At 63.9% G+C, this 22,909-nt stretch carries 19 protein-coding genes; 4 read left to right on the top strand and 15 right to left on the bottom strand.

Annotation, left to right across the window (positions count from 1 at the left end; all coding sequences use genetic code 11):
* Window positions 1-22 precede the first annotated feature (22 nt).
* The 4 genes from ACIQLI_RS19365 to ACIQLI_RS19350 all read right to left on the bottom strand — a co-directional run bounded on the left by ACIQLI_RS19365 (window position 23) and on the right by ACIQLI_RS19350 (window position 4,864).
* A complete protein-coding gene (locus ACIQLI_RS19365) occupies window positions 23-1,075 on the bottom strand; it encodes a LacI family DNA-binding transcriptional regulator (RefSeq protein WP_400391365.1) in 1,053 nt (350 codons plus the stop codon).
* Window positions 1,076-1,131: 56 nt separating this feature from the next.
* Window positions 1,132-2,790 (bottom strand): sugar ABC transporter substrate-binding protein, encoded by a 1,659-nt coding sequence (locus tag ACIQLI_RS19360; protein ID WP_400391362.1) that lies wholly within the window; start codon window positions 2,788-2,790, stop codon window positions 1,132-1,134.
* Window positions 2,791-2,862: 72 nt separating this feature from the next.
* Window positions 2,863-3,786 (bottom strand): carbohydrate ABC transporter permease, encoded by a 924-nt coding sequence (locus tag ACIQLI_RS19355; protein WP_207596922.1) that lies wholly within the window; start codon window positions 3,784-3,786, stop codon window positions 2,863-2,865.
* Window positions 3,787-3,829: 43 nt separating this feature from the next.
* On the bottom strand, window positions 3,830-4,864 hold the full coding sequence (locus ACIQLI_RS19350; protein ID WP_400391358.1) for an ABC transporter permease: 1,035 nt from the start codon (window positions 4,862-4,864) through the stop codon (window positions 3,830-3,832).
* A gap of 674 nt (window positions 4,865-5,538) precedes the next feature.
* Here ACIQLI_RS19350 and ACIQLI_RS19345 point away from each other — a divergent pair.
* Window positions 5,539-6,534: a formylglycine-generating enzyme family protein gene (locus tag ACIQLI_RS19345; RefSeq protein WP_400391355.1), complete on the top strand. Its 996-nt coding sequence runs from the start codon at window positions 5,539-5,541 to the stop codon at window positions 6,532-6,534.
* A gap of 13 nt (window positions 6,535-6,547) precedes the next feature.
* Here the strand turns inward: ACIQLI_RS19345 and ACIQLI_RS19340 are convergent, their stop codons facing one another.
* The 5 genes from ACIQLI_RS19340 to ACIQLI_RS19320 all read right to left on the bottom strand — a co-directional run bounded on the left by ACIQLI_RS19340 (window position 6,548) and on the right by ACIQLI_RS19320 (window position 12,597).
* Entirely contained in the window at window positions 6,548-7,105 is a 558-nt protein-coding gene (locus ACIQLI_RS19340) for a DUF5666 domain-containing protein (RefSeq protein WP_400391352.1), read from the bottom strand.
* Window positions 7,106-7,179: 74 nt separating this feature from the next.
* Window positions 7,180-8,688: an Asp-tRNA(Asn)/Glu-tRNA(Gln) amidotransferase subunit GatB gene (gatB, locus tag ACIQLI_RS19335; protein ID WP_089594286.1), complete on the bottom strand. Its 1,509-nt coding sequence runs from the start codon at window positions 8,686-8,688 to the stop codon at window positions 7,180-7,182.
* Complete coding sequence (gatA, locus tag ACIQLI_RS19330; RefSeq protein WP_400391348.1) at window positions 8,688-10,250, bottom strand: Asp-tRNA(Asn)/Glu-tRNA(Gln) amidotransferase subunit GatA; 1,563 nt, start codon at window positions 10,248-10,250, stop codon at window positions 8,688-8,690. The genes gatB and gatA overlap by 1 nt, the downstream gene beginning before the upstream one ends.
* Window positions 10,251-10,254: 4 nt before the next feature.
* The gene (gatC, locus tag ACIQLI_RS19325) at window positions 10,255-10,551 is read right to left on the bottom strand and encodes an Asp-tRNA(Asn)/Glu-tRNA(Gln) amidotransferase subunit GatC (RefSeq protein ID WP_089594284.1); all 297 of its coding nucleotides are present in this window, start codon (window positions 10,549-10,551) and stop codon (window positions 10,255-10,257) included.
* A gap of 543 nt (window positions 10,552-11,094) precedes the next feature.
* The gene (locus ACIQLI_RS19320; RefSeq protein ID WP_354232180.1) at window positions 11,095-12,597 is read right to left on the bottom strand and encodes an SLC13 family permease; all 1,503 of its coding nucleotides are present in this window, start codon (window positions 12,595-12,597) and stop codon (window positions 11,095-11,097) included.
* Between the two features lie 156 nt (window positions 12,598-12,753).
* Between ACIQLI_RS19320 and ACIQLI_RS19315 the strand changes: the two genes are divergently transcribed.
* Entirely contained in the window at window positions 12,754-14,454 is a 1,701-nt protein-coding gene (locus ACIQLI_RS19315) for an ATP-binding protein (protein ID WP_400391345.1), read from the top strand.
* The gene (locus tag ACIQLI_RS19310) at window positions 14,447-15,106 is read left to right on the top strand and encodes a response regulator (protein WP_400391342.1); all 660 of its coding nucleotides are present in this window, start codon (window positions 14,447-14,449) and stop codon (window positions 15,104-15,106) included. The genes ACIQLI_RS19315 and ACIQLI_RS19310 overlap by 8 nt, the downstream gene beginning before the upstream one ends.
* A gap of 70 nt (window positions 15,107-15,176) precedes the next feature.
* Here the strand turns inward: ACIQLI_RS19310 and ACIQLI_RS19305 are convergent, their stop codons facing one another.
* Window positions 15,177-15,569 (bottom strand): RidA family protein, encoded by a 393-nt coding sequence (locus tag ACIQLI_RS19305; RefSeq protein ID WP_354232174.1) that lies wholly within the window; start codon window positions 15,567-15,569, stop codon window positions 15,177-15,179.
* Window positions 15,570-15,626: 57 nt separating this feature from the next.
* Window positions 15,627-16,139, bottom strand: coding sequence for a GNAT family N-acetyltransferase (locus tag ACIQLI_RS19300; protein WP_354232172.1), 513 nt, complete (start codon window positions 16,137-16,139; stop codon window positions 15,627-15,629).
* Between the two features lie 299 nt (window positions 16,140-16,438).
* Between ACIQLI_RS19300 and ACIQLI_RS19295 the strand changes: the two genes are divergently transcribed.
* Complete coding sequence (locus ACIQLI_RS19295) at window positions 16,439-17,806, top strand: LLM class flavin-dependent oxidoreductase (RefSeq protein WP_400391337.1); 1,368 nt, start codon at window positions 16,439-16,441, stop codon at window positions 17,804-17,806.
* A gap of 37 nt (window positions 17,807-17,843) precedes the next feature.
* Here ACIQLI_RS19295 and ACIQLI_RS19290 read toward each other — a convergent pair whose 3' ends face one another.
* From ACIQLI_RS19290 to ACIQLI_RS19275, 4 genes are read right to left on the bottom strand one after another with little or no spacing between them, the layout of a single operon-like run.
* Window positions 17,844-19,052 (bottom strand): AAA family ATPase, encoded by a 1,209-nt coding sequence (locus ACIQLI_RS19290; protein WP_400391334.1) that lies wholly within the window; start codon window positions 19,050-19,052, stop codon window positions 17,844-17,846.
* A gap of 10 nt (window positions 19,053-19,062) precedes the next feature.
* Window positions 19,063-19,887 (bottom strand): inositol monophosphatase family protein, encoded by an 825-nt coding sequence (locus ACIQLI_RS19285; protein ID WP_354232169.1) that lies wholly within the window; start codon window positions 19,885-19,887, stop codon window positions 19,063-19,065.
* Complete coding sequence (gene ligA / locus ACIQLI_RS19280) at window positions 19,884-22,202, bottom strand: NAD-dependent DNA ligase LigA (RefSeq protein ID WP_400391331.1); 2,319 nt, start codon at window positions 22,200-22,202, stop codon at window positions 19,884-19,886. The genes ACIQLI_RS19285 and ligA overlap by 4 nt, the downstream gene beginning before the upstream one ends.
* Before the next feature lie 42 nt (window positions 22,203-22,244).
* Window positions 22,245-22,853: a hypothetical protein gene (locus tag ACIQLI_RS19275; protein ID WP_400391328.1), complete on the bottom strand. Its 609-nt coding sequence runs from the start codon at window positions 22,851-22,853 to the stop codon at window positions 22,245-22,247.
* Window positions 22,854-22,909 lie beyond the last annotated feature (56 nt).

Here is a 22,909-nt window from a genome sequence, read left to right as displayed (position 1 = left end):
TGCTGTTTCCTTCTGCTGTTTCTTAGTAAAGTCTGGTTGCGGCGCTGCGGTGCGGCGCCGATTCACGCACGAACAAATGCCACGGGAAGTCAAGGAAGTCGGGTTCCTCAGCTGCGGTGGTGTCAGCAGGGCCGGTTGCCCGCCGCAGGAGCAGCCGGGCAAGCTTGTCGAAGAAATCCACTGGACCTACGGTGCTGAGCGAGGGTGACATCCGTTCACCCTCCACGGTGTTGCCCACGCCGATGATGTCCACATCGGTGCCTACGGACAGACCCAAACGCTGGGCCGCATTGATGGCGCTGACGGCTGCGTAATCCGTGGTGGCATAGATGGCGGTTGGCCGGTCCGGCATGCTGAGCACCCGCGTTGCGGCGGCATACGCCCCTGCGCTGGTGCCATCGAACAACCCCACGTAGTCCTCGCGTTCTGGAATGCCGGCCTGCTCCAGCGCCTCGGTGTAGGCCCGGTAACGGGTGCCGCCGGACGTGCCGGCCGCCGTCGCGGGAGTCAAGCAGGCAATCCTGCGATGGCCGTGGAGCAGGTGCTCCACGGCCATACGGCAGCCTGGGCCGGCAATGGACCGAATAACGTCGAAGCCGTCCGCTGCGACCTCTTCGTCAAAAACCACCAGGGTGGTTCCGTGCTCCGCCAGCTTGCGCAAGGCACCCCGCTGGTCAGGACGGACGGCGTCAACGAACACGGCGTCGGCGTTGTGCGTGCCGAGCACTTTGACCCAGTCGGCGTCTCCGAGGATCATCGGTGTGATTCCCAAAGGACCGGCCGCCTTTTGAACGGCCTCGATCACGGACAGAGACCAAGGATCGGACAGCATGGTGAGCGACAGGATCACAGTATTGGTGCGGCCTGTCCGGATGGCCCGGGCCGCCTGGTTGGGGCGGTACCCCAGCCGCTCCGCAGCCGCCTTGACCTTTTCCGCCGTCGGATCCGAAACTCCAGGTCCGCCGTCACCGCGGCGGCCGGACAGCACGTAGGAGACCGTGGCCGTGGACACTCCTGCCAGTTCGGCCACCATGCGGATGGTGGGCCGGACTCCGGTGGTGCTTGCTTTTGCCATGGTTCCCCCTGCTGGTCTTCTCTGTCGTGGCGCGTTGGTTCGTTGTTGGTTTGAGGCTAGCTTCTGAACACCGGCACGTTGGGGTCCAACGCGGCCTGGTACTCATCGCGCATCTTGTCGCCGCCTTCGCTCTTCCAGCGCTTGACGGCATCCTTGAGCTCGTCGATCTTGGCGCGGCCGGTAATGATGTCCACTACCTTGTCGCGAAGCTGCTTGGTGATCTTCGCTCCCACCTTGGCGTTGGTGTCCGAGTAGGAACCGTTGGTGGGGTTGCGCCACGCGAATTCGAGGAGCTTTTCCTCCTGCTGGCTGACGTAACGGGTGTCGTCGTCGAATCCCGGGTTGAAAATGACGTTCTCCGGGCTGGACATGATGTTTAGCGCCGAAACCAGGCCTGGTGCGTTGGTGGTTCCTGTTTCGGTGCGCGCCGGGTTTCCGGAGCCATCGATCGTGTAGTCCTCGCCAAGCTCGCCAAAGTTCTTCTGCATGTACTCCACCGTGCCAAATGGCGCCGACAGGTAGTTGATGAGCGCCAGCAGTTCGCGGATCTTGCCCTCTTCGGCCTTCTTGAACGGCGTGAAACCCACCGTGCCGTAGCCCATGTCGTACACAGGCTTGACCTTGCCGTCGGCACTGAAGGGAATGAGGACATCGAACTGGGCGGTCTTGTTCAGGGCACGGTAGCTGCGGATATCGTGCGGGCCCACCACAACCTGCGCGGCCACACTTCCGTTGGCCACACGGGAGCGGATGTCCGTGGCCTTGGAATCCGGGTAGAACACACCGGCGGCGAACATCTTGGCAGTGAACTCCACACCGGCCAGGTACTCGTCGGTTTCATACAGGTGGGTCAGCGTGCGGTCCTTGTTGACGGCCCAGCTGTTGGGGGCGCCAAACCATTCCGTGACCATGTGGAGGGCGTTGATGTAGGCCGGCTCCAGCGCATACTGCTGGTCACCCGGACGGGTTAGTTCCTTGGCCTTCTCCAGGAATTCGTCGGCGCTGGAAGCTTCAAAGCCGCCAACCTTGGACCACATGTCGTGGTTGCCCAGGTACACCTGGCCGAACGGGGTACTGGGGATGGGAGCTCCCCAGATCTTGCCGTTCACGACGGCGGTCTTCCAGGAATCGGGCTTCAGTGCGGCCAGGTTGGGGTACTCCAGCACGGCGTCACCGGAGAGGTACGGCGTCAGGTCCTGGAACTTGGCCTCCAGCATGGGGCCGACGTTGGGGATGCCCTGGTTCGGCGGTACCCACATCATGTCCGGGAGATCGTTGCTGGCCAGGACCGTGGCGAATTTGGCCGGGTAGCCGTCTCCAATATCTTCGGCGATCTGGAGTTCCAGGTCCCCGCCGAGCTTGGCGTTGAGCCGCTGCCAGAAGGGATTGTCCTTCAGGCCCGGGCTCATGGTGTCGAAGGTTTCGGTCAGGCCGGTCACCTTGCCCTTGAGCGGCGGGGTCTTCACGGACTGCACAGCGGTGGGCAGCTTGAAGTAGCCGGCTTGGAGGCCCTTGGCGTTGCCCGCGATGTCCGGGGTGACGCCGGTGAACTCCTTGTACGTGGGCAGCTTGACCGACGCGGAGGCAGCGGCGCCTCCGTTGCTCGCGGTTCCGCCACCACCGCAGGCGGACAAGCCTGCAGCGGTCACGGCCAGGCCGGCGAGGCCAAGGAAACCGCGGCGGCTGAATCCAGCCTGAGAGGTAGTGCTCGTCATGGCATAACCCTTTCTGGTTACTTGCTTTTCTCTGAGGTTTGAGTGCTTTGTTTTCTGGACTTTGGGAGGGGGCTAGCCCTTGACGGCGCCGGTGATGACGCCCTTGGCAAAGTGCTTCTGGAGGAACGGGTAGACCATCAGGATCGGGACCAATGCCACGACAACTACGGCCATTTGGATGGACTGCGGCGGCGGGGTGGTGGTGATTCCCAGTTGGTCCGCCGCACCACTGCCCTGGACCACGAAGTTGCGGAGCAAAAGCTGGATGGGCCACTTGCTGTGATCGTTGATGTAGAGCAGGGCGTTGAAGAACGAGTTCCAGAAACCGACCGCGTAGAAGAGCCCGACGACGGCGATCACGGCTTTGGACAGTGGCATCACGATGCGCCACAGGATTTGCCAGTCGTTGGCGCCGTCGATCCTGGCACTTTCGATCAGTTCGCCCGGGATATTCATGAAGAACGATCGCATCACCACAAAGTTGAAGGCTCCAAAGATGCCCGGGAGGATCAGCGACCACAAAGAATCGAGCAGGCCCAGTTGACGGATCATCAGGAACGACGGGATCAGGCCAGGCGCAAAGAGGAGCGTAAACAGGACAGCGAGAATCACCGGTCGGCCAAAGAGCACCGTGCGGCTCGTGGCATACGCCATGGTGATGGTCACGAACAGGGCCAGGATGGTGCCCACTGCGGTGACCAGCATGCTGACGCCGAGCGATTGCAGCACCATGGGGCCTTTGAAGATGGTGGCGTAGGCCTCCAGCGTGGGACGCTCGGGCCAGAGCACGAAGCCGCCTGCCTTGACCAGTTGTTCGGTGTCAGCGAGGGATGTCGACACCACCAGCAGGATGGGCGTGAGGATGGACAAGCTGAAGACGACCAGGACTATGGCTTTGATTGTCTGGTACAGGGCGGAAGGCTTCTCCTTCCACACCGGGCGCTTGGGGTTGTAGCTAAGCTCCCGGGGTTTCCTGGTAAAAAGTGTTGTTGCCATGGGGGTTCTCCTTGTGCGGCAGGCGCGCGGGTCAGCGTGGCTGTCAGCGCACTTGTTTTGCGAAGATTCCGTCTTCGCCGAAGCGGTGGGCAAGTTTGTTGGCGCCGTAGATCAGCAGCGCGCTGACCACGCCCTTGGCGAGGCCGGCCGCAGCACCTGAGCTCCAGCCGCCTCCTACTACGCCGGTGTAGTAGGTGAAGGTGTCCAGCACTTCCGCGGCCCCGGCGCCCACAGCGTCACGCTGGAGGATGAACTGTTCAAAGCCGACCGAGAGGATGTCGCCGATGCGCAGGATCAGCAGGAGCACGATGACGGGCCTCAACCCGGGAAGGGTGATGTGCCACATCCGGCGCCAGCGACCGGCACCATCAGCGGCGGCAGCTTCGTACAGCGAAGCGTCGATGCTTGCGAGGGCTGCCAGGAAGATGATCATTGCCCAGCCGGCGTCTTTCCAGATCATCTGGACGACCACCATGACGGGGAAGGTTTCCGGGTTGGTCATGAAAGGAATGGGATCCATGCCCCAGTCCCTCAGCAGGTTGTTGACGAAACCTGCGCCGCCCAACATCTGCTGGAAGAACGCGATCACCAGGACCCAGGACAGGAAGTGCGGCAGATAGGCGATGCTCTGGAAAATGCGGCGCACCCGGGTACTGATCAGTGAATCCACGATCAGCGCCAGCACCAGCGGCACCGGGAACAGGAAGACCAACTGCCAGGCGGCCAGATACAGGGTGTTCCAGAACGCATGGATGAAGTCCGGATTCCCGAACAGGTCCACGAAGTTCTGCCAGCCGACCCACAAGCTGTCTCCGATGCCCAAATACGGCTGGTAGTCCTGGAACGCGATGACGTTGCCCAGGATGGGGATGTAGAAGAAGAGCAGCAGGAAGGCCACACCCGGGACCATCATCAGCAGCATCTGCTTGTCGCGTCGCAGGCGGGACCGGAAACTCTGCTGCGGGGGCTTGCTCCGTTTCCGCTTCTTTGATCCGGCCCCAGGGGCGCTCCCCCGTGCCGGCGCCGCGACCCGGCGGGCTTCGGGCAATGCCGGAGCCTGTTCCGTCGTCGAGTTCATGGTGTCTCCTCAAGTGCCAAGCCGGAACCATCAATGTGATTCAAGCCACGCTCGTTAACCGTTTAACAAACCATAAGTGACCCGCGTCTCTTTTTGCAAGAACATGATCGAAACTGAGTGCAGAAATCACTTTTCGTCACTTCGGGTGGGGGTTGGGCTGGCTTGGGGGGTGGGGTTGTGGTGTGGGTGGGTTGGGGGGGATGGTTTGCGCTGAGGGTGGCTTGTGGTGCCGGGCGCGCCCCAAGTCTCCTCATTGGGGCTCTCCGCACCCGTTCACGCCGATCGCCCCCGTAAGAACCGTGGCGCGGGGCGGAAACGGGTGCGACGCCCGGGCACAAGTGGTGCACAGGGCGGAAACCGGTGCGACGCCCGGCCACAAGTGGTGCGCGGGGCGGAAACGGGTGCTAGTTGGGGTGGACGTGGCGTGCGGTCGGCGTTGGCCCGTGGTGCCGGGTGCGCCCCAAGTCTCCTCATTGGGGCTCGCCGCACCCTTTCACGCCGATCGCCCCCGTAAGAACCGTGTCGCGGGGCGGAAACGGGTGCGACGCCTGGCCACAAGTGGTGCACAGGGAGGAAACGGGTGCGTGGTTGAGGCGAGTGCAAGGAAGGAGCCTCTGGCAGGCCACCGGACCCCGCTAAAGTACAAGCAGTTGGTTTTCAGACAGAAGGTGGACATGGCAGATTGTTGCAGCCCGGGCGCCGGCGCCCGGGAACACTCGACGCCGGGGCTGACGCTCCCCCTGCGCGCGGTGGGAGGACACCCGACCACCGTTACAGCCGGGACCACTCAAACCAACCAGACCAACGACGCCCAGATCCCCGGCGGGACGTTCACCATGGGCGACCCGTTCAACGAGGGCTATGAAGCCGATGGTGAAGTGCCCCTGCACGAAGTATCCATCTCAGAATTCCGGATCAGCGCGACCACCGTGACCAATGAAGAGTTTGCCGGGTTCGTCGACGCCACGGGCCACCGCACCGAGTCGGAAAACTTTGGAACATCAGCCGTGTTCCACCTCGCCGTGAAAGCGGAGCCGCATGACATTCTGAACCGGGTCAACAACGTCCCATGGTGGCTCAATGTCCGCGGCGCCAGTTGGGCCCATCCGGCCGGACCTCTTTCGAACTGGACAGATATCCCTGACCATCCCGTCACCCACGTGTCCTACAACGACGCCCTGGCATACTGCGAATGGGCCGGCCGACGACTACCGACGGAAGCCGAGTGGGAGTACGCGGCCCGGGGCGGGTTGGCCGGGCAGCGCTACCCGTGGGGCAACGAGCTCCACAACAACACATCCGGCACCGCTGCGCACAACTGCAACATCTGGCAGGGCGATTTCCCGTCCCGCAACACCGAAGACGACGGCTACCTCACCACCGCACCCGCCAGGTCCTTCAGCCCCAACGGCTACGGGCTCTTCCAAACCAGCGGGAATGTGTGGGAATGGTGCAGCGACTGGTTCCTGCCCAAGTACTACAAGACCTGCCTCGCGCAGGGAACGCTCGAGGACCCGCAGGGCCCCACCATCGGCCGGGGCAGGGTCATGCGCGGTGGCTCGTACCTCTGCCACGACTCTTACTGCAACCGCTATCGCCTGGCTGCCCGGAGCTCGAACACCCCGGACTCAGCCAGCGCCAACCTGGGCTTCAGGACTGTGGCGCTGTAGCTGGTTTGCGCGGCTACTTGGGCCCGTGGCCCCTGTGCCCGTGAGCGCCTTTGAGGCCCGCAGGCAACTCGCCGGATACGACCCTGGTTGCCGTAACAGCATCGCCCTCCCGAGTGCCGCTGACGCGCACGGTATCGCCGGGCTTGAGGTCGGCCGCAGTAGCTGCGGGCAAGGACGGCTTAGCCTTGCCGTTCCTGCGCCCGGGAAGGTCGGGTGGAACCGTGGAGATCCGGGTGTCCGCGCTGATGACGTAGCGCTGCGTGAAGCCATCCTCACTCTTCACAGTCACCTCTGAATCGTTGACCGCTTCGATGGTTCCAGATTGTGTGAGGACCGTACGGTAGCTCCCGTCCTGCTGCTTCACGACGTGTTCGCCGTGAATAGCCCGCCCGCGCCCGTCAGCGGACTTGGCGTTACCCAAAGGGGTCGGGCCGGCTGAAACAGAAGCGCTCGACGGCGTGGGGCTGGGCTGGGTGCCCGCCCAGACAGCGGCGGCCCCGCCACCGCTCAGGACGACGGTGATCCCGCTGGCAAGGAGGGCCTTCCGGAGGCCCGGTGAGAGTGTGGCCATGCATCCATTGTGCGCCCAAAAAGCAAAGTAGGCCGCAGTAAAACTGCGGCCTACTTTGATGGGAAGAACGGGTGTTAGCCCTCGACGCCGAGCTTCTCCAGGATGAGTTCACGGACTCGTCCAGCGTCAGCCTGTCCGCGGGTGGCCTTCATAACGCCGCCAACAATGGCGCCGATGGCCTGGACTTTGCCGCCTCGGATCTTCTCGGCGACATCCGGCTGTGCTGCCAGTGCTGCATCGATGGCTTCCAGGAGGGGACCGTCGTCGGACACGACCGCAAGGCCGCGCTTCTCTACGATCTCCGCCGGGGTTCCTTCGCCGGCGAGGACGCCGTCAAGGACCTGGGTGGCCATCTTGTTATTGATTTTGCCGTCTTCAACCAGCTTGTTCAGCTCCACGATGACCTGCGGCGTGACACCCAGCTCGGAAGGATCGACGTCGGCCACCTTGGCACGGCCCACGATCTCACCCATCCACCACTTACGGGCAACATCTGCGGAAGCACCGGCCGCAATGGTCTCCTCGATGGAGTCCATGACACCGGCGTTCACCACGTCGCGGAATTCCAGATCCGAGTAGCCCCAGGCTTCCTTGAGGCGCTTGCGGCGCTCGGCCGGCGGCTCGGGAAGGGTGGCGCGGAGTTCCTCCACCCACTCACGGGAGGCGACGACCGGAACCAGGTCCGGCTCCGGGAAGTAGCGGTAATCGTCGGCGTCGGACTTGGGCCGGCCCGACGTCGTCGAACGCGTGTCCTCATGCCAGTGGCGCGTCTCCTGGATGACCGGCTCGCCGGAGTCCAGGACGGCAGCGTGGCGCTGGATTTCGTAACGCACGGCGTGCTCGACGGCGCGCAGCGAGTTCACGTTCTTGGTTTCCGAACGGATACCGAAGCGTTCCCGGCCGTGCGGGCGCAGGGAAACGTTGGCATCGCAGCGGACGTTGCCGCGCTCCATCTTGGCATCGGAAACACCGAGGTTCTTCACGATCTCGCGAACAGCAGCGACGTACGCCTTGGCCAGCTCGGGTGCACGGCTTCCGGCCCCCTCGATGGGCTTGGTGACGATTTCCACCAGAGGCACACCGGAACGGTTGTAATCCACCAGTGAGTAGTCGGCACCCTGGATGCGGCCCGCAGCGCCACCCATGTGGGTCAGCTTGCCGGCATCTTCCTCCATGTGGGCGCGTTCGATTTCCACGCGGAAGACCGTGCCGTCCTCGAGCTCGATGTCGAGGTAACCGTCGTAGGCGATCGGTTCGTCGTACTGGGATGTTTGGAAGTTTTTGGGGGTGTCCGGGTAGAAGTAGTTCTTCCGGGCGAAGCGGCAGGACTCGGCGATCTTGCAGTTCAGGGCAAGGCCGATCTTGATGGAGGACTCCACCGCCGTCTTGTTCACTACAGGCAGGACGCCGGGCATGCCCAGGTCCACTTCGTTGACGTTGGTGTTCGGCTCGTCACCGAAGACGTTCGGTGCGGAGGAGAACATCTTGGTCTTGGTGTTGAGTTCCACGTGGACCTCGAACCCCAGGACGGGATCGTACTTCTCCATGGCCTCTTCGAAGCTCAGGGTTGCGTCGACGGACATTAGTTGGAACCTCCGGCGGTGTTGGATACTGCACCGAGAGCAGGCGCCTGCGCAAGCATCGGACCGCCCCACTTCTCTTCGAGCATGGATTCAAGGACCGCACCCACGCGGTACAGGCGGGCATCCTGGCGGGCAGGAGCCAGCAACTGGATGCCAACAGGCAGGCCGTCTTCGTCAGCCAGGCCGCCCGGCAGGGACAACCCCGGAATGCCAGCGAGGTTGGCGGGGATGGTGGCGACGTCGTTCAGGTACATCGCCAGAGGATCGTCCAACTTCTCCCCCAGCTTGAACGCCGTGGTGGGCGCCGTGGGCGAGATCAGGACATCAGCCTTGGCGAACGCGGCGTCGAAGTCACGCTGGATCAGCGTACGGACCTTCTGTGCCGAGCCGTAGTAGGCGTCGTAGTAGCCGGCGCTCAAAGCGTAGGTACCGAGGATGATGCGGCGCTTCACTTCGTCGCCGAAGCCTGCGGCACGGGTAGCACCCATGACGCGCTCGATGGTCATGGGACCGTCCTTGGGCAGGACGCGCATGCCGAAGCGCACGCCGTCGAACTTGGCCAGGTTGCTGGACACCTCGGAAGGCATGATCAGGTAGTAGGCACCCAGGGCGTACTTCAGGTTGGGACAGGAAACCTCAACGATTTCGGCGCCGGCATCCTTCAGCAGCTGCAGCGACTCGTTGAAACGGTTCTCGACGCCGGCCTGGTAGCCCTCGCCGTGAAGTTCCTTGACGATGCCGATCTTCATCCCGGCAACATTGCCCACCCGGGCAGCAGCAACAAGATCGTTGAACGGGTCGGTCAGCGACGTGGAGTCGAAGGGATCGTGGCCGCCGATGACTTCCTGCAGCAACGCCGAGTCCAGGACCGTGCGGGATACCGGGCCGATCTGGTCCAGCGAGGATGCCATGGCAATGGCACCATAACGGGACACAGCACCGTAGGTCGGCTTCACGCCAACAGTTCCGGTGACAGCGCCCGGCTGGCGGATCGAGCCACCGGTATCGGTACCGAGGGCCAGCGGTGCTTCGAAAGCGGCGACGGCGGCAGCGGAGCCACCGCCCGAACCGCCGGGAATGCGGTCCCGGTCCCACGGGTTGCGGGTAGGGCCGTACGCCGAGTGCTCCGTGGAGGAACCCATGGCGAATTCGTCAAGGTTGGTCTTGCCAAGGATAGGCATCTTGGCCGCGCGCAGCTTCTTCACCACGGTGGCGTCGTACGGGCTGTGCCAGCCCTCAAGGATCTTCGAACCGGCCGTCGTGGGCTGGCCGATCGTGACAATGAGGTCCTTCACAGCGACCGGCACACCAGCCAGGGCGTGCAGTTCCTCGGCAGCAGCACCACCGGCTGCGCGGGCAGCGTCCACCTCGGCTGCAACAGCCAAAGCCTCTTCGGTATTCACGTGCAAAAATGCGTGGATACCGTCGGCTCCGCCATCAACAAGGGCGATGCGGTCAAGGTGCGCCTGCGTCACCTCGACGGCGGTCACCTCGCGGGAAGCCAACTTCGCGGCGAGATCGGCAGCGGAGTGGTGGATGAGTTCGTTCTTCAGTTCAGTCATGTGATTAGCCCTCATCCAGGATTGCCGGGACCTTGAAACGGTTCTCGTAAGCATCCGGAGCACCGGACAATGCCTGCTCAGCCGTGAACGTGTGGCCCACAACGTCCTCGCGGAACACATTGGTCAACGGAATCGGGTGCGACGTCGCCGGGACATCATCCCCCGCAGCTTCGCTCACGCTCTTCACCGAATCCACAATGACAGCAAGCTCAACAGCCATCCTGTCCAGTTCTTCGGCACTCATTTCAATGTGAGCCAGACGCGCAAGATGCGCGACGTCGTCACGGTTGATCGCAGCCATGGATCTCCCCTGCAAAGTTCAAATGGTTTTCCGAACCAGTCTACTTGTCCGCGCAGGACGGTACCGACGGCGAATGGGTGAGCTGCGGCGGCGTTGGCGCCTTTCGGCGGCTGGCGAGACGCTCCCTCGGCTGCTCGCTCGTTCCTCGCTTAGACGCAGCCTACGGGAGGTCCCGCCTGCCGCCGATGTGCCAGACCCCCTGACGCTGAACCCACCAAGCGCCAAACCACCTCCCCCCAACCAAAAAGACCCTGAGCGGACCATGTCGGACTTTGCTTTCCCGTTGGGTTGGGGCCGTTGGCTGGGTGGGCTTGATTCGCAGTGCTGGGCTGAACTTCCTTTGGCGTGCGGGCTGAAGCGGGTGGCCCTCTCGCAAAAGGACCCAGGCATCCGGAAGCGTGCGTCAAAGCGACGAAGGAGCAGCACGCGGAGGATGTCTGGGTTCTTGGCGTCGGAGGGCGGCCATTTCAGGCCGCCCTCCGGAGGATTGTCTGGGCCGGTTTGCGCCTGCGGCGCACCCTGCGTTGGGCGCTGCGCGGCAGGTCAGCCGATGCCGATTGCTCCGGTCAGGACTCCGACTGCCAGCATGACCACTGAGACGACTGCCGTGCGCCAGAGGACCTTCTTGTGGTGGTCGCCCAGGTCCACCTTGGCCAAGGAGACCAACAGGAGGATCGCGGGAACCAGGGGGCTTTGCAGGTGGAAGGGCTGCCCGGTGATGGAGGCGCGGGCCATATCCACTGCATCTACGCCATAGTGCGCTGCGGTTTCGGAGAGTACCGGAAGGACACCGAAGTAGAAGGCGTCATTGCTCATGAAGAAGGTCATGGGGATGCTGAGCAGTCCGGTAATGATCGCCATGAACGGACCCATGTCTGCGGGGATGATCTGGACCAGCCACTCAGACATCGCCTTGACCATGCCGGTGCCGTTGAGGACGCCGGTGAGGACTGCGGCGGCCATGACCATGCTGACGACGGCGACGATGGACGGTGCATGGGCGATCAGCTGGGCGCCTTGGTCCTTGACCTTGGGGAAGTTGACCAGCAGGGCGATTGCGGAGCCCACCATGAACACGAACGGCAGCGGAACGATGTTGGCCACCAGGACCACCATGACGGCGACGGTCAGGCCCAGGTTGAACCAGAACAGCTTGGGACGCAGGGTGGAGCGGTTGGGGTCCAGTGCGGTGTCCGCCATGGCAGTGTCGTGGTCGTCCACCAGCGTGGCAGGGTCTTCGAGAACCGCGACGCCGGAACCTCCGCCGGTTCCCGGCTTACCTGCGGTTGAACCGTTGCGGCCAAAGCCGAAGCGGCCGGCGCCAAAGCCTGAACCCGGACCCGAACCTGCGGCGACAGAACCGCCGCGGCCGGTGCCGCCGTCGAACGCTTCAGAGGGATCGGCGACGTCGCCCCAGATCTCGGGGGCAGTGGTGCGGAGGCGGTTGCGTTCCTGCAGGCCGAGCAGCCAGGCGAAGACCAGGACAACGAGTAGGCCAACGATGAGGGACGGGACCATGGGGACGAAGACGTCGTTGACATCAAGGTTCAGGGCGGTCGCAGCGCGGGCGGTGGGCCCGCCCCACGGGAGGATGTTCATGGTGCCGTTGGCGAGGCCGGCCACGCAGGTGAGGACAACGGGGCTCATCTTGAGTCGCAGGTACACCGGGAGCATGGCTGCAGTGGTGAGGATGAAGGTGGTGGAACCGTCGCCGTCCAGGGAGACCGCTGCGGCGAGGATCGCGGTACCGAGGACAACCTTGGCGGGGTCGTTGCCCAGCTTGCGCAGGATGAACTTCACCAGGGGGTCGAACAGTCCGACGTCGATCATCAGGCCGAAGTAGATGATGGCGAACATGAGGAGCGCGGCCGTGGATGTCATGGACTTCATCGAGTCCATCACCATGTCGCCGATGCCGAGGCCTGCCCCGGCGAAAAGACCGAAGACGGTAGGGACGATGATCAGCGCCAGGACCGGCGTCAATTTTTTGGTCATGATCAGGACCATGAATACCGCAATCATTGCGAATCCAAGCAAAACCAGCACGGCCGGCTCCTTACTACTGTGAATGGCGCCACGTCGGTGTGATGCGCACTACAGACGATATGGTGGCGCCGGTCACGGGCAGGGGTTTCCGGGAATTGTTGGGAATACTGCTCGTTGCGAACGTTTTGCGCATTGTGCTCAGTGATTCAATGGATCATGCGGTTTTCCACCCAGACCCTTCTCCTCCAACTGGGGGTTGTCCTGCTGGTGGTCCTGCTCAGCGGTACCGTCCACGCCTGGCTGGTGTACGAACGGATCGGCACCGAAGCCGAGAACCAGGCGCTCACCCTTGCCAGGACGGTCGCCGCAGATCCCAGCATCAGGTCCGGCGTCCAGGTCATCAGCAAAGAGGAGGGAACGCCTCCCCCGGAAGTCCTCGCCGTCGGTCCCCTGCAAGCGGCTGCCGAGGCGGTACGGGCACGCACCGGCGCCTTGTTCGTAGTCATCACGGACGAAACAGGGCTCAGGCTGGCCCACCCGGAGACTGGACGGCTGGGTGAACGCGTCAGCACGGATCCCTCCGTGGCACTGGGCGGTGAGGAAATCACTACCCGCAACACCGGCACTTTGGGACCGTCGGCCGGCGCCAAGGTGCCGGTTTACTCCCCGGACACGTCCGGCGCAATCGTGGGCGAAGTCAGCGTGGGTTACTCCGTGGAGTCTCTTAGCAACAGCCTGGCCCGCGACATCGTACCCATTGCCCTCACCGCTGGCGGAGCTCTGCTTGCCGGCGTCCTGGCCTCGTTCCTGCTCCGCCGCAGACTGCAGCGGCTCACCCTCGGCCTTGAGCCCGAGGAAATCAGCACCCTCGTCCACGACCAAGTCGCAGTACTCCAAGGAGTGGACGACGGCGTGATCGGTATCGCGGCGGACGGGCGCATCTCCGTATTCAACGCTGCGGCAGCCAGGCTTCTGGACATGCCCGATGCCACCGGGCAGGACTGGGCGTCCGCCGCCGTTCCCGGGCAACTCAAGCAGCTCACCCAGCCCGCAGCACGTGACGCGGAGGCTGTGGAAATTGTCGCCGGCGGAAGGGTCTTGGTGGCCAGCGCCCGCAAAGCCTGGCATCGCAAGGAAGACCTTGGCTGGGTGGTCATGCTCCGCGACCGCACGGAACTGCAGCAGCTCACCCGCCAACTCGACGCCGTAGGAACCATGTCCACGGCCCTCCGCGCCCAGCGCCACGAGTTCGCCAACCAGCTCCACACGATCGCCGGTTTCATGAGCATCGGCCAGTACGAATCGGCCAAGGAATACTTGGCCCGGATCTCAGCAACGGGCCCCTTGAAGTTCCCGGTGGAGCAGGCTGAACTCCTGCAGGACGCGTACTTGCAGGCGTTCGTCGGCGCCAAGGGCGTGGAGGCTTCGGAGCGTGGCGTGGCCCTCCGCGTCGGGCCCGAAACACTGGTCCGTGGGCACGTGGCCGACCCCCAGGACGTGACCACAGTGCTCGGCAACCTGATCGACAACGCGGTGAGCGCCGCCGTCGCAGGCTCCGCTGCGGAGCGTTGGGTGGAGGTTGAACTGTTGGACGAGGCCACCACAACCGGCGGGACCTTGCACCTTGTGGTGGGAGACTCGGGCGACGGTCTGGGGAGCCTTGATCCCGAAGAGGTCTTCGCAGAAGGATTCACGACGTCCGAACAACCGGTACGCTCGGGGGCTGGACAAGGTTTGGGGCTGGCGTTGGTTCGGCAGTTGGCGCGAAGGCGCGGCGGCGACGTCCGGGTTTTGGAGCCCGGCAGCCACGGCGGTCCGGGGGCGGTGTTCATGGCCACCATCCCCGGCGTCATGGATTCCGCAGAGCACACGGGCACGGGGGCCGATTCGATGGTGGGAAAGGACAGCAGTGGCTGAGGATTTGAGGGTTTTGATCGTGGACGACGATTTCCACGTTGCAAGGCTCCATGCCGCCTATGTGGATTCCGTGGCCGGGTTCATGGCTTTGGCGCCGGCGGGATCCGTGTCCCAAGCGCTGCAGGCGATCCACAGCCTCCGCCCGGACCTGGTGCTGCTGGACGTTTATCTGCCGGATGGCTCCGGCCTGGACCTGCTGGGCCAGTTGGACGTCGACGCGGTGATGCTCACCGCGGCCTCGGACGCGCACTCCATCAAGGTTGCCCTTCGCCGCGGCGCGCTGGGGTACATGCTCAAGCCCTTCACCGCAGAGTCCCTGTCCCAGCAACTCCGGTCCTACGCCAGGTACAGGAGGATCTTGGGCCAGCAGACCGCCGTGGACCAGACCACCATTGAACGTGCCAAGCGCTCCCTGATCCCCGGTGACGTCACCCCGGCCGCGAAACCCCGCTCGGCAACCGAGGCGGCCGTCCTGGAATCACTGCTTCCCGGCGAGCAGTATTCAGCGGCCGAGGTGGCGGAACGGGTTGGTGTTTCCCGGGCAACAGCGCAACGGTACCTGTCCTCGCTGGCGGACGATGGCGCCGTCGAAATCCAACTACGCTATGGAACCACGGGACGGCCGGAACACCGCTACGGCGTCCCGGCCTGACCCAAGTAAGTAGCATTTGTGCGCGTTTTGACGGCTCATAACGCGCACAAATGCTACTTAGTTGGGTGCGCTACGCGGACTTCTGTGCCACGAGCTCAATCTCCACGAGCATTTCGGGATCGAGGAACGGCAGGACGTGAACCAGGGCCAGCGTGGGACGGATCTCGCCGAACACTTCACCGTGCGCTCGTCCGGCGTCTTCCCACTTGCTGATATCCGTCAGGTACAGCTTGGACTGGACGACGTCCTCGTAGGAGAAGCCCGCTTCTTCGAGGACAGCGCCGAGCTTCTCCAGGATGTACTTGGTCTGCGAGTAGAAGTCCTCGCCCACAATGCCGGCTTTGCCATCAACGACCCCGGAGGCGGCCGTCGCCGAAATGAAAAGGGTGTTGTCCACCTGGACTGCGCGGGAGTATCCAAGGGTCTGTTCCCAGACCGAGCCCGTGCCGAATGTCTTGCGCATGCCGCGCCTTCCTGTCGCTTTCGCTCGGTCCGGTGACCGGCGTTTACGAAGGAAACTTTATGACTGCGGAAGGTCCAGCCGGTAAACGAACAGCTTTATGTCGGTACCGGGGACAAACCAGTCGCGATGCGGTGCGCGGTCGAAGCCGGTGCGCGCGTAGAGGGCGTTGGCGCTTTCCCAGGTTGCGCCGGTGGTCAGCGAAACGGCTTTGATGCCCTCCATGGCCTTGGCCTGATCGACGACGGCCTGCACCAGGGCGCGACCGGCACCGGAACGCTGGACGGCCGGATCCACCACGAGGGTACGCAGTTCCAGTTCATCTTCCAGGCCAATGTCAGAGAAACCGCCACCAGCAGGAGCCGCCGTCACGGAACCGATGACTTCACCGTTGCGCTCTGCCACCAGGATCTCCGCGTGCTCCGCGCGTCCGGCCACGTCCTGGAGCTTCTGCAGGTACGGGTGATCGGCGTCGCCGTAGTACCCCGCGGTGACGTAGGACTCCTGCGTAATGCGGGCAACGGCGTCGTAGTCTTCGGGCAGGGCGGGACGGACGGTAATCGGCGAAAGCACCTACCAATGGTAGTCGGGTTCCCATGGCCAACGCCGCCAAAAGGGCCTTTCCGTGATGGAACTATCAATCAGGTTGGGAACGCACGACGCCGGATGGTTGCCTCGCCCGGTTCGCCTGCGGAGCCGGCGGGCTCGGTTTTGTGTTGCCTCCCGTGGCGTCGGATGGAGCCGCGTTGCGTGCCGTGAACTCCGGTTTCGTGCTGTTGCGGGGACATGTCGAATCGCTGGCGGAGGGCTTCGGACCCGTGCTTGAGTTGCCACACACCGGCCCAAAACCCGTCCTGCCCCGAGGAGAAACCATGACCCCGCCAGACCGCCAATTGCACCTCAACGCGTTCCTGATGAGCACAGGGCACCACGAAGCATCGTGGCGCCTGCCCGAAAGCGACCCCCTTGCCTCTACCAAGGTGGAGCACTACCAGCACCTGGCCCGCACAGCCGAACGCGGAAAGCTCGATTCCATCTTCTTCGCTGACTCCCCCGTCCTCTTTGGCGAGGTGGGCCGCCGTCCTGCGGGCAAACTGGAACCAACCGTCCTGCTGACGGCCATCGCTGCGGCCACGCAAAGGATCGGCCTGATCGCCACCGCCTCCACCACCTACAACGACCCCTTCAACCTTGCCCGACGTTTCGCTTCGGTGGACTGGGTCAGTGGTGGACGTGCAGGCTGGAACGTCGTCACGACGGCGGGACCGGACGCCGCGCGCAACTTCGGTGTGGATGACCAGCCGGCCCATGCCGTCCGATACGAGCGCGCCGCCGAGTTCATTGAGGTGGCACAGAAACTCTGGGACAGCTGGGAAGACGACGCCGTCCTCGCGGACAAGGCCGAGGGCGTCTGGGGCGATGACAACAAGATCCGGGTCATCGACCATGAGGGCAAGCACTTCCGCGTCCGGGGTCCGTTGAACGTTCCCCGTTCCCCGCAAGGCCACCCATTGATCGTGCAGGCCGGCTCTTCCGAAAACGGCAAGAAGCTGGCGGCGCAATATGCCGAAGCCGTCTTCACCGCCCACCAGACCCTGGCCGACGCCCAAGCCTTCTACTCGGACCTGAAGTCAGGCACCGCTGCCGTAGGCCGCGACCCGGAAGGCATCAAAATCCTGCCGGGGATCGTCCCCGTCATCGGTTCCACTGAAGCCGAGGCCCTGAAGCTTGAGCGTGAACTGGACGAACTTATCAAGCCCGAATACGCCCGGGAGCAGCTGGCCAAGACATTGCGCCTCAAACCTGAGGACCTCCCCCTGGACCGTCAACTCCCCGCGGATCTGCCCTCCGAGGACGACATTGAGGGTGCCAAGAGCCGCTACACGCTGATCGTCGAGCTGGCCCGCCGCGAACAGCTCACCGTTCGCCAGCTGATCGGCCGACTGGGTGGAGGCCGCGGACACCGCACCTTCTCCGGAACACCTGAACAGGTTGCCGACGCCATCCAGGACTGGTTCTTTGCCGGAGCCGCGGATGGCTTCAACATCATGCCGCCGGTGCTTCCGTCGGGACTTGAGGTCTTTGTGGACCAGGTGGTGCCGATCCTCCAGCAACGAGGACTGTTCCGCACCGAGTACACCGCGTCCACGTTGCGTGGGCACTACGGACTGGCCCGGCCGGAGAACCGTTACGCAGGCGCCTCCGCGCAGCAGCTCACGTCCATCGGATCGGCATTCTGAGCCTGGTCCAACGCATGACGTGCGGCGATGGCCCCGTTCAGCGCTTGGGCCAGGTCCACAACGGGCCTTCCAGCGAGCCCAGGCCCTTGATCCTGGTTTCGCCAAGGTCCTTATAGAGCTCATGTTCATGGGCGGCACCGCTCTCGCGGAGGGAACTGAGCAGAGCCTCGGAGTGGGTCACCACGATCATCTGGCTGTTGGCACTGGCCTGGACAATCAGTCCGGCCAGTGCCGGCATCAGGTCAACATGGAGGCTGGTCTCGGGTTCGTTCAGGACCATGAGCTCCGGGGGACGCGGAGTCAGCAGCGCCGCGGTCAGCAAGAGGAACCGCAGGGTTCCGTCCGAGAGTTCGGCAGCCTTCATGGGCCGCAGCATGCTCGGCTGACTAAGCTCCACACTGAACCGGCCGTCGTTAACGGCGATTTCCAACCGGCTTCCGGGAAAGGCATGGTCGACGGCGGCATCCAACTGCCGCTCGAAGCCGACCTCGCGCAGTGTTTGCAGAGCAGCAGCGAGATCCCTGCCGCTGTGATGAAGCACGGGTGTGCGGGTTCCGAGCTGAGCCTGACGTGCGGGCGCGTCGGCGTCCGTTCGGAAGTGGTCGTAGAACCTCCATGAACGGACCGAGTCACGAACCCGCAGAACCTCCGGCGCCCTGTCCTGGTCCGATACCTCCGTCAGCATGCTCTGGAAGGTGTCCAACCTCCTGGATAACTCCGTCCACCCGCTGCCCGGTCCGCGCAGCCTGGCCAGGCTTCCCTTCCGGTCCACCAACAGTGAGCCCGGCCGTGCTACAGGGCCGGAGAAGATCTGCTCCCGTTTTATTTCGGGGTCCAAGCTGAAGGCGGACGGCCGGGGCCTGCCGGTTTCCTGGTCGAATCCAGCACCGCCGGGCGTTGGCATTCCCAGGTCCACCAGATATCCAAAGTCGTCCCCGGAGTAACCCAACTTCAGGCTAACGGACTCACGCCGGACCGTTCCCTGGACAGCCACGTCACCGCTGCGCATGGCCTTGCTGGTGGACTCCGGGCCGGCCCACAGCGTGGAGGCCAAACCGCCGTCGCGGGCAAGTGAACCCACCACATTGCCGGAGTCGCCCCCGGCACACTCTGCCAACAGCCGCAACGCACGGTACAGCGAGGACTTTCCGCTGCCGTTGGCACCGGTCACGATGTCCAGGCCATGCAACTCCATGGCGAGGTCCCGGATGGACCGGTAGTTGGCAATGGCGAGGGTTTTGATCACGGGCTGGTGGCTACAAAGGAAACTTGCCGGACAGTTCCAAGGCACCGGCGCACATCCAGGCCGCCAAGCGGTCTTCGGTGCTGGGCCCACCGTTCAAGGGACTCTCCAGCCGTGGTCTGCGCACCCAGCAGCCTGCCTCTTCGGCGATCAGCGCACCGGCGGAGAAATCGTGCTCGTTCAGGCCACGTTCGCCGTAGGCGTCAAAAGTGCCGTCTGCCACCAGGCAGAGATCCAGGGCCGCAGAGCCGAGCCGCCGGACGTCAGCAAAACCCTCCATGAGCTCAGCGAGCCCGGCCGACTGGTCTGCGCGAGTAGCGGGATCGTAGCTGAATCCCGTAGCCAGGATCAGTCCCATTCGTCCCTGGACAGGACCTGCCAAGCGGGTGGTCTCCCCACCGACCTCCAGCCAGGCTCCTTGTCCGCGGGCGGCCGAGTAGACGCGACCCAGGGCAGGCGCGTGGACCACCCCGGCCAGCCATACGCCGTCGGAATCGGCTACGGCCACAGAGGTGGCGTAGTAGGCGATGTTCCGAATGAAGTTGGTGGTCCCGTCCAGGGGATCAATGGACCAGCGATACCCGGATGGGTTGTCCGGCCTGGTGGTGCCGTGCTCCTCGCCAGTGATGGTGTCGTTTGGCCGCTCTGCAAGGATGGCTTCGCGGACAGCATTCTCAGCCGCGACGTCGAAGGCCGTGACCCAGTCGCCGGCCTCGCCCTTGTTGCTGGTTTCGAGCCCATCGCCGCCCGTGCCGCTGACGGACCGCTGCGCGAGCACAGCAGCACCCGCAGCAGCGGCACGTTTGGCTACGGCCAGGAGCCCGTTCGCATCCGTCACTCGGAGACCGCTTCCGCGGCGTCATCGTCAGGCGCGGTGTCGGCTTCAGGCGCGGTGTCAGGCGCGGCTTCGGTGTCTGCTCCGGTGGTCGCGGGTCCCTTGTCCAGCAATTCCCGGAACCCGTCCTCGTCCAGCACGGGAACACCCAGTTGCTCCGCCTTGTCCAGCTTGGTGCCGGCGCTCTCGCCGGCCACCAGGTAACTGGTCTTTTTGGATACGGAACCGGACGCCTTCCCGCCTCTGATGATGATGGCTTCCTTGGCTTCGTCCCGGCTGAAGTTGGGCAAAGTACCGGTAACAACAATGGTGAGGCCTTCAAGCGTGCGTGGCACGGACGTGTCCCGCTCGTCTTCCATCCGCACGCCGGCAGCTGCCCATTTGTCCACGATCTCGTTGTGCCAGTCCACGGCGAACCATTCCTGGAGTGCCACCGCAATGGTGGGACCCACACCGTCCACGTGGGCCATCTGCTCTTCCGTGGCATTCCTGATGGCGTCCATGCTGCCGAAGGCGGTCGCCAGAGCCCGCGAAGCCGTGGGGCCCACGTGCCTGATGGAGAGCGCCACCAAAACACGCCAGAGCGGCTGCTTCTTGGCTTTCTCCAGCTCCACGAACAGTTTCTCGGTGGTGGCCGTTGGCTTGGACGGGGACTTGGCGGTGCCCTTGGTGTAGAAGTACGGAACCAGCTCATACTCGCCCGTGCCCACGCCCTTGGAGCGCTTCTCCCTGCGGATCAGGACGTCGGCCAGGTCCTCACGAGTCAGGCTGAACAGTCCCGCTTCGCTGGTCAGCGGAGGCGTCTCGGGCTCCGCCGGCTGCGTGAGGGCAATGGCAGCTTCCCACCCCAAAGCTTCAATATCGAACGCGCCACGGCCTGCGAGGTGGAACACGCGCTCACGCAGCTGCGACGGGCACGACTTCGCATTGGGGCAACGGATGTCCACATCGCCTTCCTTCGACGGCGCCAGCGGGGTGCCACAGGAAGGGCATTCTGTAGGCATCACGAATTCCCGGACCGGTGGATCCTGTTTGTCACGCAGGGCCAGCACAGGGCCCACAATTTCGGGGATGACATCGCCGGCTTTTCGAAGGATCACGATGTCACCGATCATGACGCCCTTGGCCTTGACCACATCCTGGTTGTGCAGCGTCGCCATGCCCACCGTGGAGCCGGCCACCTTGACGGGTTCCATCAAACCGAACGGAGTCACCCTGCCGGTACGGCCAACGTTGACGGCGATATCCAGGAGCTTGGTGTGGACCTCTTCCGGCGGGTATTTGTACGCAGCAGCCCACCTTGGAACGCGGGAGGTGTAGCCGAGGGCCCGTTGGGTGGCGAAGTCATCAATCTTGACCACAATGCCGTCGATCTCATGTGCGAGGTCGTGGCGGTGCTCGCCGTAGTGCCCAATGAACTCAAGGACCTCGTCAAACGAGTCCAGAACCTTCAGGTAAGGGCTGGTGGGCAGCCCCCATGCCTCAAGGAGCGTGTAGGTTTCGGACTGGCTCTTGGCTTCCAAGCCCTCGCGGGCGCCGATGCCGTGGACGTACATGCTCAGGGGCCGCTTGGCGGTTTCCGCTGGATCCTTTTGGCGCAGAGAGCCAGCGGCAGCGTTGCGCGGGTTGGCGAGAGGTGCTTTGCCGGCGGCCACGAGGGTCTCGTTGAACTCGACGAAGGCCTTGGAGGGGATAAAAACCTCACCCCGGATTTCGACTTCAGAGGGATACCCGGACCCGGTGAGTTCGCGTGGGATTTCCTTGATGGTCAGGACGTTGTGCGTGATGTCTTCACCAGTGGTGCCATCGCCCCGCGTGGCCGCACGGACGAGCTTGCCGTCGCGGTAGAGGAGGTTCACGGCGAGGCCGTCGATCTTCAACTCCGTCAGCCAGGCAATGGGCGGAACGGAGTCTCCGAGCTTGGCCACGGACGCTTCTGCCTTCCGCACCCAGGCCTCAAGCTCGTCCAGCGAGAAGACGTCGTCCAGGCTGTACATCCGTTGCAGGTGCTCCACGGCAGCGAACGCCGAGGAGACCTCGCCGCCGACTTCCTGCGTGGGGGAATCGTTGGAGACAAGCTCCGGGTGGAGGGCTTCCATCTCCTCCAGACGCCGGTACAGTTCATCAAACTCGGCGTCGGATACCGTGGGTGAGTCTTCCTGGTAATAGGCATACCGGTATTTGCGGACGAGGTCGGCCAGTTGCTCGTACTCATCGCGCAAAGACTCCGAAGGTGGGTTCCCCTCTGCTTCCACGACGGCTGCAGCTGCCTGTTCGCCTGTGGTTTCTACCGGATTCGCAGTTTCTGGTGTGCTCACACGTCTATCTTGCCGCAAGCCAACGACATTTTTGCGGCGCGGCTAGTGCGAAGAGAGCCGGTTCTTGCTCCACAGGGCAAACGCCAGGCCGCCCAGGCCCACCATGAGAACGGCACCCAGGATGCCGAACAGGCCCAGCATGTTGGGGCCGGAGATGGACGTGCCCACCATGGCGGCGGCCTGCGTCTCCTTGCCCTTGTCCACGGGGGTGTTCCAGTTGGACGACTTGGACGGGCTGGGGCTGGCCGAGCTGGGTGTCGCAGAAGGCGAGGCCGACGGCGTCGCTGACGCCACGGTCGCCTCGGGGGTTGGCGTGGGTTCGGACGGGCCCGACGCCGGACCGGTCACCCGGGGTGCCACCGTAACGAACTGCGTGACTACGGGCTGTGGCGCCTGGACAGGCGGTGCGGGAGCGGCCGGTGCAGGCGCAGGTGCTTTCGGTGTCTCGCGGACACGGGTCGGTTCCGGCTTGGAGGTGGGCTTCTTGTCCGCTTCCGGAGCCAGCGCAGGCTGTGTGGGAGACGGATCGTCGGCTCCCTCAGTGGGCGCACAGGATATCTTCCCGCCGCACGGAGCAGCGTGGACGGCGGCAGCGGGCGCCAACAGCAGGCCAGCGGCCAAAAGAACGGCAGGGACAACGGAGTGTCGCATCAAAGTAACCTCAGCCGGGGCGTTGGGGCGCCGCCAGTTTTCAAGAAGTTCGGGTG

This window comes from Paenarthrobacter sp. NPDC091669 (genome assembly GCF_044756725.1).
Classification (GTDB): Bacteria; Actinomycetota; Actinomycetes; order Actinomycetales; family Micrococcaceae; genus Arthrobacter; species Arthrobacter bambusae_C.
This window is presented reverse-complemented; position numbering and strand designations above follow the sequence as displayed.